Here is a 12,050-nt window from a genome sequence, read left to right on the forward strand (position 1 = left end):
CGGGGTCAGCGGGCCGCGAGCGCCGCGTGCGGGTCGACGCGCGCGACGCGCGTCACGGCGAGGACCGCGCCGAGGCCGCCGAGCACGACGAGCACGACGGCGGGCACGAGGGTCGTCGAGAGGTCGACGACGACCGGCATGACCTGGGACGCGAGCAGCCCCGCGCCGGCCGCGAGCGCCGTGCCGACCCCGACGCCCACGCCCAGCACGACGCCGGCCTGGCCGATCGCGTCGCGCAGCAGGTAGCGCGTCGAGGCGCCGAGCGCGCGCAGGACCGCGACGTCGCCCGCGCGCTGGATGGTCCAGACGGTGAAGAACGCACCGACGACGAGCGCCGAGATCGCGAGCAGGAAGACCTGCATGAGGGTCAGGGAGAGGTTCTCGGCGGTGAACGACGAGATGGCCGAGCGCGCCTCGCGCGGCGTCGCGGTCACGGTGCCGACGCGGGCGTCCGTGGCGGTGAGCGCGTCCGCGGTCGGCGGGTCGTCGCCGAACCGCAGGGTGACGACGGTGGCCACCTGCCCGCCCGCCGCGTCGTCGGTCGAGGTGCCGTCGGTCGAGGTGTCCGCGGGCGAGGCGCCGCCCCGGGCGCCGACGGCCTGCCAGTCGTCGAGGGACACCCAGACGACCGGCGTGTGCGCGTAGTCCGCCTCGACGTCCGCGACGGCGGAGACCGTCAGGTCGAGCGGCCCGGCGTCCACCGGGTCGCCCACGCCGGCACCGAGCGCGTCGGCCGCGCCGCGGGACAGCACGACGGCGCCGGGGGAGACGTCGGCGCCGCCGTCGTCGGTGCCGGGCACGAGACCCGCACCGGGCCGCACCCCGAACGCGGTGACGGCGGCCGTCGCGTCGCCGGACGCGCGCACGGTCGCGACGCCGAGCGGCTCCGCGGCGTCGACACCGGGGACGGCGGCCCAGGCGTCCGTCTGCGCGGCGGTCACCTCGGACTCCGTGAAGGTGGGGGACGCGCCCTCGGCCGGGGGCGCGAAGGCGACGCGGTCGACCGGCAGATCGGTGACCGCCGAGGTGCTCGCGCGGCCGAGGCCCGCGGTGAGCGCCGCGAGGAAGGCGACGAGGAACGTGATGAGCGCGACGACGACCGTCATGAGCGCGAAGCGACCGCGCGCGTGGCGCAGGTCGCGCAGGGCGAGGAACACGGGGAGACCTCCGGGGTCCGAGGGGCAGTGAGAGACAGGGAGCGGGGCGGGGACACCGTCGGGCGAGCGCGAGTGTCGTGCGCCGCAGGACCCGTCCCGACGTCCCGTCCACCGTCCCGCGTCGGGGCGCGCCGCGGATCACCGGTCCGGCCGGTCCTGGGGCGCCGCAGGGACGAGCCCGGGATCGACCGTTCGGACGATGCCGGGCCGCGGCGCCGTGGCTAGGGTGACGGCGTGACCCCGCCCGGACCCGAGCCCGCCGAACCTGCCGCGCTCGCGGGCCGTGCTGCGCCGACGGGCCGTGCGTCGTCGGGCCGTGCATCGGTCGACCGTGCGACGTCGGCGGCCGGTCGCGTCGCGCCGGTCGTGCCGGCCGCGACGCGGTGGCTGCGGCGCGGCCTGGACGTGCTGCTCGTCGGGCTGGTCGCGCTCGCGGTCGCGGGCGCGCTCGCCACGGCGACGGCGCGGGGCGTGGGCGCCGTGCTGCTCGGCGCGGCCCTGCTCGCGCTGTACGTGGTGGGCCGTCGTCGCGTCCCCGTGCCCGTCGACGTGCGCGCGCCGCGCGGTGCGTGGTGGCCCGCGGGCGCGTGGGTGACCGGTCTCGTGGCCCTCTGGGTCGGGCTGTCGCTCGTCACGACGACCGCCGTCTGGGTCGCGTTCCCCCTGATGTTCGTGGCGATGCACGTCCTCGGCCCGCGCCGGGGCCCGGTCGCGGTCGCGGTGGTCGTCGTGCTCGTTGTCGGCGTCATGGCCACGTGGACCGCGCGCGTCGCGCTGCCGTTCGTGCTCGGGCCGGCCATCGGCGGGGCCGTCGCGGTCGTCGTCGTCCTCGCGCTGGAAGCGGTCGTGCGGGAGTCCCAGGAGCGCCAGCGCACGCTCGACGAGCTCGTGCGCACCCGCGACGAGCTCGCGGCGTCGGAGCGGGAGCGGGCGGTGGCGGCCGAGCGCGAGCGCCTGGCGCGCGAGATCCACGACACGCTCGCCCAGGGGTTCTCGTCCGCCGAGCTGCTCCTGCGCGCGGCCCGGACCGCGCTCGACGCCGGCGACGCGGAGACCGCGCGCGGGTACGTCGAGCAGACGCGCGAGGTCGCCCGGCACAACCTCGCCGAGGCGCGCCGCGTCGTGCGCGCGCTGGCGCCGGCCGACCTCGCGTCGTCGAACCTCGTCGGGGCCCTGCGCCGCGTCGCGGACCGGGCGTCCGGACGCGCCGCCGAGGGCGGGCCGCGCGTCGTCGTGCGGGTGAGCGGCGAGCCCGTCCCGCTGCCGACCGAGGTCGAGGCCGCCCTGCTGCGCGTGGCGCAGTCCGCGCTCGCCAACGTCGAACGGCACGCCGGTGCGACGCGGGCCGCCGTCACCGTGAGCTTCCTCGCGGGCACCGGGCCGGGGGACGACGCGGTCGCGCTCGACGTTGTCGACGACGGGCGCGGCTTCGACCCGGACGCCCTCCCCGCGCCGGCGGCGGACCGGCCCGGCGGCTTCGGCCTCGGCGCCATGCGCGCGCGGGTCGCGGACCTCGGGGGCACGCTGTCCGTGGAGTCCGCGCCGGGGGCGGGCACGGCGGTGGCCGCCTGGGTGCCGCTCGTGGCGACGACCGGGACCCGGTCGGGCGCGGCTGCCGACCACCGGGCCGACGACCCGGCCGACGACCCGGCCGACCGCCCCGCCGACCGCCCGGCCGACACCCGGACCGAGACCGACGCCTGCACCGAGGAGGAGCGATGACCGGGCCCGCCGTGGACGTCGTCCTCGCGGACGACCACCCCGTCGTGCGGACCGGCCTGCGCGCCGTCCTGGAGGCCGAGCCGGACGTGCGGGTCGTCGCCGAGGTCGGCTCCGCCGAGGAGCTGCTCGCCCGGCTGCGCGGCGGGCTGCGGGCCGACGTCGTGCTGCTCGACCTGCAGTTCGGCCCCGGCCGCCTCGGGGGCGTGGACGCGGTCCGCGAGATCGTCGCGACGGACGGTCCGCCCGTGCTCGTCGTCACGACCTACGACGCGGACGCCGACATCCTCGCCGCGGTCGAGGCGGGCGCTCGCGGCTACCTGCTCAAGGACGCGCCGACCCACGAGCTCGTCGCCGCCGTGCGCGCGGCCGCGGCGGGCGAGGTCGCCCTCGGCCCGGCGGTGCAGCGGCGGCTGCTCGGCCGGCTGCGCAGCCCGGGCACGGCGCTCACGGCGCGCGAGCTCGAGGTGCTCGCGCTCGTCGCCGAGGGGCGCACGAACGACGAGATCGCGCACGAGCTGTTCCTCTCGCGCGCGACCGTGAAGACGCACCTCGTGCACGTCTACGACAAGCTCGGCGCGCCGTCGCGCACGGCCGCCGTCGCCGAGGCCCGGCGCCGCGGCCTCCTGCGGGGCTGAGCCCGGCCGGGCCGTCGCGGCGTGTCCGCGGGGTCCTCGCCCGAGACGTCGTGCGGGCGTCGCCAGGACGGCCCTCGACTCCGTCACCGCACCGTCCTGCGGGCGCTGCCCGGCCGTGTCACGACACCGGCGCAGGTCCCTCCCTCCGGGTGAGCGGCGCCGTCGTGCACGGCGCCCAGGCGGCCGCGCGGTCCTCGGGCTGCGGCCCGGGGGCGGTCGCACCCGTCCCCGCGCGCGCACGCCCGCGGGGGCGCCGGCGGCCCGCCGCGCGGGCCGCACGAAGACCTCCGACAGAGAGGGCAGAGCCATGGAGGCTCAGCAGCAACCGGCGGCTCCCGTCGCCGAGACCGTCGTCGACGACGTCGCACCCGACGCCGTCGACCAGGCGTCCACCCCGGTCGGCCGGACCGTCCGCAGCGTCGGGCACGGGTCGGCCGTCGTCCCCGACGAGGTCGCGACCGACGCGGACGTGGACCCGGCGGAGTCGGACGCACCGCTCCTGCCCGCGGCCGAGGCCGCGGTGGCGCGGGACCTCGAGCACCACCGGTACGACTCCACGACCGCGTTCGACTACCTGTTCCCGCAGCTCGCGGAGCGCTTCCCGCGGTTCCACCTCCCGGTCGGGAACGGCGCGACGACCGCGACCGTCGCCGCGCTGAAGACGCTCGGGGCGGCGATGGTCGCCCGGCCCGTCACCCCGCCCGGGCAGCCGCCGCGCAGCCTCGACTCGCACGTTCCGGCCGTGTACACGTACTGGGGCCAGTTCATCGACCACGACATCACGCTCAACACCAACGGCCCCGACACGACGACGGGCCGCGACGGGGACCAGGCGCTCGGCGACGTCGACGCGGTGCCCTTCCGGGTCTTCGCGCCGTGGGTCGTGGTGCGCTCGCTCCACAACGGGCGCCACCCGGCGCTCAACCTGGACTCCCTGTACGGCAGCGGGCCGCGGTTCGAGGGCGAGCGTGGGTACCGCACGACGCGCAGCGAGGCGTCGTACGTGCCGGGCTCGGCGAAGCTGCGGCTCGGCCGCATCTCGACCGAGCCGCTCGTCATCCCGGGCGGTCCGTCGTTCTCGCTCGTGGCGCCCGGCGACGACGCGCAGCGCGACCTGCCGCGCGACGACGGCGGCGCGCCGCTGATCCCGGACGGGCGCAACGACGAGAACCTCGTGGTCGCCCAGCTCCACCTCGCGATGATCCGGTTCCACAACGCCGTCGTGGACTGGGTGGACGACGTCGAGCCCTGGACCCGGCTCACGGGCGGGGAGCGCGGCGTGTTCGAGCGCGCGAGCCAGCTCGTGCGGTGGCACTACCAGTGGCTCGTGGTCAACGACTACCTGCGCACCCTCACCAAGCCGGGCGTGCTCGACGCGACGCTCCTGCGCGACACGTCGTTCTTCCGGCCCCGGTACCCGATCTCCATGCCGCTCGAGTTCGCGGTCGCGGCGTTCCGGTTCGGGCACTCGATGATCCGCGACTCCTACGACTTCAACGTCAACTTCACGGGCCCGCCGCCCGCGAACGCGAGCCTGACGCAGCTCTTCCAGTTCACGGGGAACGGCGGCAGCCTGCGTCCGGGACCGCAGGGCACCCCGGTCCTGCCGTCCAACTGGCCGATCGAGTGGGCGCGGTTCGTCGACAAGGGCGACCCGCGGACGTTCCGCGCGGCGGAGAAGATCGACACGTTCCTCGCGCCGAGCCTGGGCACGATGGTCAAGGAGGGGAACCTGCCGCCCGAGCCGCCCGCGCACACGCCGGCCCAGCTCGTCGCCAGCGCGCTCCAGAAGCAGCTCGCGCAGCGCAACCTGCTGCGCGGCTACATGCTCGCGCTGCCCACGGGCGAGGCCGTCGCGGCGGCCTTCGGGGTCGTCCCGCTCACCCCGGCCCAGCTCGAGGACCGGGCGAGCGACGACGTGAAGCAGGCGCTCGCGGCCCTGCGGGACGGCGATCACGGCGGCACCCCGCTGTGGTACTACGTCCTCAAGGAGGCCGAGCTCCAGGGCGACGGCAGCTTCCTCGGCGAGGTCGGCAGCCGCGTGCTCGCGGAGACGTTCGTGTACCTGCTGCGGCAGGACGACACGTCGTACGTGCGCACGAGCAACCACTGGACGCCCGCGCAGGGCGTGCACTTCGAGGACGGGTCGCTCGTCCTCACACTGCCGGACCTGCTCCGGTTCGCCGGGGTGCTGCCCGACGCCGCGGGCCGGTTCCGCGGTGACGGCACGGCCGGGCACGACGGCGCCCCCTGAGGCACGACGCGCGGTCCGGCCGGACGACGGGGCCGCGGCGGGCGACGGCGCGTCCACCTGGTAAGATGGATGCGCCGTCTGACCGGCCGCGGACAGAGAGAGCCCGGGAGATCCGTCCCGGCGCACCGCGCAACGAACCCGAAGGAGAACCGTGCCGCTCGACACTGCCACGAAGCAGCGCATCATGACCGAGTACGCGACGAGCGAGGGCGACACCGGTTCGCCCGAGGTCCAGGTCGCGCTCCTCACGCAGCGCATCAAGGACCTCACCGAGCACCTCAAGGAGCACAAGCACGACCACCACAGCCGTCGTGGTCTGCTCCTCCTCGTCGGCCAGCGCCGTCGCCTGCTCGGCTACCTGCAGAAGGTCGACATCAACCGCTACCGGAGCCTCATCGAGCGCCTCGGTCTGCGTCGCTGACACGACACCGCCAGCCCGGTCCCTGCGGGGACCGGGCTGGTCTGGTGTGATGTACCCGTCACACCCCGGCTGAGCACCACCCAGCCGCACACCACCCACCGCGCCGCCGGCCTCTCGTTCGGTCCTCGGTAGTGGCTCACGGACCCCCACGGCACCGTCCTCGGACGGACCGGTGCGGGAACCGCCGTGGACCTCGATCGAAGACCGCCGAGCGTCGAGTGCGACCGGAGCCCCTGCGCCACGCGCCGGGGCGCGGACCGGAACCCTCGACAGGGCTACCCGGGCGGCGCTTCGAGAAAGGGAGGGCACCCGTGGAGGGTCCCGAGATCCAGTTCGCCGAGGCCACGATCGACAACGGTCGCTTCGGCACCCGCACCGTCCGGTTCGAGACCGGGCGCCTCGCCCGTCAGGCCGCCGGCTCCGTCGCCGCGTACCTCGACGACGAGACGATGCTCCTGTCGGCCACGACGGCCGGCAAGCACCCCAAGGAGCAGTTCGACTTCTTCCCGCTGACGGTGGACGTCGAGGAGCGCATGTACGCCGCGGGCCGCATCCCCGGCTCGTTCTTCCGCCGCGAGGGTCGTCCCTCGACGGACGCGATCCTCGCGTGCCGCCTCATCGACCGCCCGCTGCGCCCGCTCTTCGTCAAGGGCCTGCGCAACGAGGTCCAGGTCGTCATCACGGTCCTCGCGCTCCACCCGGACGACGCGTACGACACGCTCGCGATCAACGCCGCCTCGGCGTCGACCCAGATCTCCGGCCTGCCGTTCTCCGGCCCGGTCGGCGCGGTCCGCATCGCGCTGGTCGACGGCCAGTGGGTCGCGTTCCCCAAGTACTCCGACAAGGAGCGCGCGGTCTTCGACATGGTCGTGGCCGGCCGCGTCGTCGGCGACGACGTCGCGATCGCGATGATCGAGGCCGAGGCGACCGACGGCGCCTGGGGCCTCGTCAAGGACGAGGGCGTGGCGGCGCCGACCGAGGAGGTCGTCGCCGAGGGCATCGAGGCGGCCAAGCCGTTCATCAAGGCGCTGTGCGACGCGCAGTCTGCGCTCGCCGCGCAGGCCGCGAAGCCCGTCAAGGAGTACCCGGTCTTCCTGGACTACCAGGACGACGCGTTCGCCGCGGTCGAGGCCGAGGTCGCGACGGACCTGCGCGAGGCGCTCGCCATCGCGGACAAGCAGGACCGCGAGAACCGTCTCGACGAGATCAAGAACGAGATGGTGGGCAGGCTCCAGGCCGGGTTCGACGGCCGCGAGAAGGAGCTCTCCGCCGCGTACCGCGCGCTCCAGAAGAAGCTCGTGCGCCAGCGCGTGCTCACCGACGGCGTGCGCATCGACGGCCGTGGGCTCGCGGACATCCGCACCCTCTCGGCCGAGGTCGAGGTGCTGCCGCGCGTGCACGGCTCCGCGCTCTTCGAGCGTGGCGAGACCCAGATCATGGGCGTCACCACGCTGAACATGCTCCGCATGGAGCAGCAGATCGACTCGCTCGGTCCGGAGACGCGCAAGCGCTACATGCACAACTACAACTTCCCGCCCTACTCGACCGGTGAGACCGGCCGCGTGGGCAGCCCGAAGCGCCGCGAGATCGGCCACGGCGCGCTCGCCGAGCGTGCGCTCGTGCCGGTGCTGCCGAGCCGCGAGGAGTTCCCCTACGCGATCCGCCAGGTGTCCGAGGCCCTCGGCTCCAACGGCTCGACGTCCATGGGCTCCGTGTGCGCCTCGACGCTCTCGCTCCTCAACGCGGGCGTGCCGCTGCGCGCCCCCGTCGCGGGCATCGCGATGGGCCTCATCTCCGACACGGTGGACGGGGAGACCCGCTACGCGGCGCTCACCGACATCCTCGGTGCCGAGGACGCGTTCGGCGACATGGACTTCAAGGTCGCCGGCACGCGCGAGTTCGTCACGGCCATCCAGCTCGACACCAAGCTCGACGGCATCCCTGCCTCGGTGCTCGCCGGTGCGCTGACGCAGGCGCGCGACGCGCGCCTGACGATCCTCGACGTGCTCGCCGAGGCCATCGACGTGCCCGACGAGATGTCCCCGAACGCTCCGCGCGTCATCTCCGTGAAGGTGCCGGTCGACAAGATCGGCGAGGTCATCGGCCCCAAGGGCAAGATGATCAACCAGATCCAGGAGGAGACGGGCGCGGACATCTCCATCGAGGACGACGGCACCGTGTACATCGGCGCCGTCGACGGCCCGTCGGCCGAGGCCGCCCGCGCGGCGATCAACGCGATCGCCAACCCGCACGTCCCGGAGATCGGCGAGCGCTTCGTCGGCACGGTCGTCAAGACGACGTCGTTCGGCGCGTTCATCTCGCTCTCCCCGGGCAAGGACGGTCTGCTGCACATCAGCCAGATCCGCAAGCTCGTGGGCGGCAAGCGCGTCGAGAACGTCGAGGACGTGCTGTCCATCGGCCAGAAGGTCCAGGTCGAGATCGGCGAGATCGACCCGCGCGGCAAGCTCTCGCTGCACGCCGTGGTCGAGGACGAGGCTCCGGCCGACGCTCCCGCGACCGAGGACGCGGACGCCTGACGTGCCGTGGGACCTTCCGCTCGTCCCGGCGGGTGACGCCGGGGCCGAGCTGACCGCCGGGCAGGACGGCGCGACGATCCGTCGCTCCGTCCTGCCCGGCGGGGTCCGCGTGCTCACCGAGTCGATGCCGGGCCTGCGCTCGGCGACGGTGGGCGCGTGGGTCGGCGTCGGCTCGCGCGACGAGACCGACGGCCACTTCGGGTCGACGCACTTCCTCGAGCACCTGCTGTTCAAGGGCACGGCCCGCCGCTCCGCGATGGACATCGCCGAGGCGTTCGACGCCGTCGGCGGCGAGGCCAACGCGGCGACGGGCAAGGAGCACACGTGCTACTACGCGCGCGTGCTCGACGCCGACCTCCCCATGGCGGTCGACGTCATCACCGACATGGTGACCTCCGCGCGCCTGGACCCCGACGAGCTCGAGACCGAGCGCGGCGTGATCCTCGAAGAGCTCGCGATGAACGACGACGACCCCTCGGACGTCGTGCACGAGGAGTTCGCCGCGGCGGTCCTCGCCGGCCACCCGCTCGGGCGGCCCATCGGTGGGACCCCGGACACGATCAACGCCGTGCCCCGGGACGCCGTGTGGGAGCACTACCGCTGGCACTACCGCCCCGAGACGCTCGTCGTCGCGGCGGCGGGCGGCGTCGACCACGACACGCTGGTCGACCAGGTCGGCACGGCGCTGCGCGACGGCGGCTGGACGCTCGACGCGTCGGGCGCACCCCGGGCGCGGCGCGACCCTGCGGACCCCGCCCTGGCGGGCGTCGGGGCCGCGAGCGTCGAGCTGTCGGTCCACCGGGCGGTCGAGCAGGCGAACGTCGTCATCGGCGGCACCGGTCTGGCCGCGACGGACGACCGCCGCTTCACGCTCTCCGTGCTCAGCGCCGTCCTCGGCGGCGGCATGAGCTCGCGGCTCTTCCAGGAGATCCGCGAGCGGCGCGGCCTCGCGTACTCGACCTACTCGTTCGCGTCCGGCCACGGCGGCATCGGCACGTTCGGCCTCTACGCCGGGTGCGCGCCGTCGAAGGTCGACGAGGTGACCGCGCTGCTGCACAGCGAGCTCGACCGCCTCGCGGCCGACGGCATCACCGGCGCGGAGCTCGACCGCAGCATCGGCCAGCTCTCGGGCGGCATGGTCCTCGGTCTCGAGGACTCCGGCTCGCGCATGAGCCGGCTCGGCAAGGCCGAGCTCGTCTACGGCGAGCTCCTGAGCGTCGAGGAGTCGCTCGACGCGATCCGATCCGTCACGGCCGACGACGTGCAGAAGCTCGCCGACGACCTCGCGTCGCGCCCGCGCTCCGTGGTGCGCGTCGGGCCGTTCGGCGACTGACCCCGCCTCCACGGCGTCTCGCGGCGGCCGTCCTCCTCGCGGAGGGCGGCCGCCGTCGTGCTGTGGGCAGACCCACTGCCCGGTGCGGCGGACGCGGCACCGGTCGACGCGCGCTGCGGCGATAGGGTGACGGGCGTGAGCGAGCAGAGCACCCCCGCGCCAGATCCCGCACCGACCGCCCCCGGCAGGGAGCCCGGTCGCCCGCTGCGGGTCGCCGTCCTGGGCGCCGCCGGACGCATGGGCGCGACCGTCTGCGCCGCCGTCGAGGGCGCGGCGGACCTCGAGCTCGTCGCGCGCCTCGACGCGGGCGACGAGGTCGCCGCCGCGACGCTCGGCGGCGCGGACGTCGCCGTCGACTTCACGGTCCCGGCCGCGACCGAGGCGAACGTCCACGCGCTGATCGACGCGGGCGTGCACGCCGTCGTCGGGACCACGGGCTGGACGGAGGAGAGCCGCGGTCGCGTCGTCGCGCACCTCGGTCGTGCTGCCGCGGCGGGCGCGCCGGGGCTCGGCGTGCTCATCGCGCCCAACTTCGGGCTGTCCGCAGTCCTCGCGATGACGTTCGCCGCCAAGGCCGCGCGGTACTTCGAGTCGGCCGAGGTGATCGAGCTCCACCACCCGGACAAGGTCGACGCGCCGTCCGGCACCGCGCGGCACACCGCCGCGGCGATCGCCGCCGCACGGGCCGACGCCGGTCTCGGGACGGGCCCGGACGCGACCGAGACGGGCTGGGAGGCGCGCGGCGCCGACGTCGACGGCGTGCGCGTGCACGCCGTCCGTCTGCGCGGCCTCGTCGCGCACGAGGAGATCCTGTTCGGCAACACGGGCGAGCAGCTGGTCATCCGGCAGGACTCGTTCGACCGGGTCTCGTTCATGCCGGGCGTCCTGCTCGCGGTGCGCGAGGTCGTGGGCCGGCCCGGGCTCACCGTCGGCCTCGAGAACGTGCTGGACCTCGCGTGAGCCTGCCCGGCGGGTCGACCGGCCCGGACGGCCCCGGGCCCGGGGACGGCGGCTCGCGCGGCCGGTCGCGCGCCGGGCGCCCATGGAAGGCGATCGTCGGGGCGGTCCTCGTCACGGTCCTGCTCGCGCTCTACGTGTGGCAGGTCGCGGGACGGTCCGCGGCCCTCATCGGCACGGGCGAGCCCGTGGCCATGGCGATCGGGGCTGGCGTGCTCGTGCTGCCGCTGCTAGTCGTCGGCCTCGTCGGGCGCGAGTTCCTGCTCGCCGGGACCGTGCAGCGCATGGCCGACGACCTCGCGGACCACGGCCGCCTGCCCGTCGACGACCTGCCGCGCTCGCCGGGCGGCCGGATCGACCGGGACGCCGCCGACGCGGCCTTCGGCCCGTACCGGGACGCGGTCGACGCCGACCCGACGAGCTGGGAGGCGTGGTACCACCTCGCGTTCGCCTACGACGCGGCGCGCGACCGCCGCCGCGCGCGGGAGGCGCTGCGCAAGGCCGCGGCGCTCTACCGCGCGCGTCGTCGGGCCTGACGGCCCCCGGGCACGCGCGTCACAGGCTCGTCCAGCAGTAGAGCCGGTGCCCCGCGTCGTCGGCGCGGACGCACAGCGCCGCGAGCCGGTGCAGCGCGTCGGCGAGGTCCGCGGGGTCCGACCCCTCGAGCTCCTCCGTCGCCGCCCACCGCACGGCGACCTCGTCGAGCGCGGCGGGCGTCGCGGAGGCGAGCGCCCCCACGAGCACGTCCGTCACGGAGACCACCCACGGCCCCTCGTCACCCCCGGTCGCGACGAGCGAACCGTGGCGGGCGTCCGCCGTGACCTCGGCGTACGGGCGGTCGGTGAGCAGGCTCGCCAGGGTGCCGAGGACGACGAACGGGTCGATGCCCTTGAGCTCCACGGTCGCGAAGCCCGGCTGCGTGGTCAGCGGGTCGGGGGAGGCCGGTCCCGCCTTGGCGGCGAGCGCGGCCCGTGCGTCGTCCGGCGCGGCGAAGTAGTCGGTGAGGATGCCCATGGCGGACGATCCTCGCAGGT

At 75.3% G+C, this 12,050-nt stretch carries 10 protein-coding genes; 8 read left to right on the forward strand and 2 right to left on the reverse strand.

The window, feature by feature from the left end:
* Window positions 1–5: 5 nt before the first annotated feature.
* On the reverse strand, window positions 6–1,157 hold the full coding sequence (locus ACI769_RS02450; protein ID WP_085388108.1) for an ABC transporter permease: 1,152 nt from the start codon (window positions 1,155–1,157) through the stop codon (window positions 6–8).
* A 234-nt stretch (window positions 1,158–1,391) separates the two neighbouring features.
* On the opposite strand from ACI769_RS02450, the gene ACI769_RS02455 reads away from it, so the two are divergent.
* From ACI769_RS02455 to ACI769_RS02490, 8 genes are all read left to right on the forward strand, one after another.
* Window positions 1,392–2,879, forward strand: a complete 1,488-nt coding sequence (locus tag ACI769_RS02455) for a sensor histidine kinase (RefSeq protein ID WP_232322582.1) — start codon at window positions 1,392–1,394, stop codon at window positions 2,877–2,879.
* Window positions 2,876–3,514: a response regulator gene (locus ACI769_RS02460; protein ID WP_085388107.1), complete on the forward strand. Its 639-nt coding sequence runs from the start codon at window positions 2,876–2,878 to the stop codon at window positions 3,512–3,514. The genes ACI769_RS02455 and ACI769_RS02460 overlap by 4 nt, the downstream gene beginning before the upstream one ends.
* A 307-nt stretch (window positions 3,515–3,821) precedes the next feature.
* The gene (locus ACI769_RS02465) at window positions 3,822–5,768 is read left to right on the forward strand and encodes a heme peroxidase family protein (RefSeq protein WP_085388106.1); all 1,947 of its coding nucleotides are present in this window, start codon (window positions 3,822–3,824) and stop codon (window positions 5,766–5,768) included.
* Window positions 5,769–5,919: 151 nt separating this feature from the next.
* Window positions 5,920–6,189: a 30S ribosomal protein S15 gene (gene rpsO, locus ACI769_RS02470; protein WP_021479897.1), complete on the forward strand. Its 270-nt coding sequence runs from the start codon at window positions 5,920–5,922 to the stop codon at window positions 6,187–6,189.
* Window positions 6,190–6,500: 311 nt separating this feature from the next.
* Window positions 6,501–8,726 carry a polyribonucleotide nucleotidyltransferase gene (locus ACI769_RS02475; protein ID WP_409141102.1) on the forward strand — a complete coding sequence of 742 codons (2,226 nt, stop codon included), beginning with the start codon at window positions 6,501–6,503 and terminating at the stop codon, window positions 8,724–8,726.
* A gap of 1 nt (window position 8,727) precedes the next feature.
* Window positions 8,728–10,059: a pitrilysin family protein gene (locus ACI769_RS02480; RefSeq protein WP_043658077.1), complete on the forward strand. Its 1,332-nt coding sequence runs from the start codon at window positions 8,728–8,730 to the stop codon at window positions 10,057–10,059.
* A 204-nt stretch (window positions 10,060–10,263) separates the two neighbouring features.
* Window positions 10,264–11,019 (forward strand): 4-hydroxy-tetrahydrodipicolinate reductase, encoded by a 756-nt coding sequence (gene dapB, locus ACI769_RS02485; protein WP_034656111.1) that lies wholly within the window; start codon window positions 10,264–10,266, stop codon window positions 11,017–11,019.
* 92 nt (window positions 11,020–11,111) lie between these two features.
* A complete protein-coding gene (locus tag ACI769_RS02490) occupies window positions 11,112–11,552 on the forward strand; it encodes a hypothetical protein (RefSeq protein WP_085388797.1) in 441 nt (146 codons plus the stop codon).
* Window positions 11,553–11,571: 19 nt separating this feature from the next.
* Here the strand turns inward: ACI769_RS02490 and ACI769_RS02495 are convergent, their stop codons facing one another.
* On the reverse strand, window positions 11,572–12,030 hold the full coding sequence (locus ACI769_RS02495) for a hypothetical protein (RefSeq protein ID WP_085388105.1): 459 nt from the start codon (window positions 12,028–12,030) through the stop codon (window positions 11,572–11,574).
* Window positions 12,031–12,050: the final 20 nt, after the last annotated feature.

Source organism: Cellulosimicrobium sp. RS (genome assembly GCF_046159675.1).
Classification (GTDB): Bacteria; Actinomycetota; Actinomycetes; order Actinomycetales; family Cellulomonadaceae; genus Cellulosimicrobium; species Cellulosimicrobium funkei.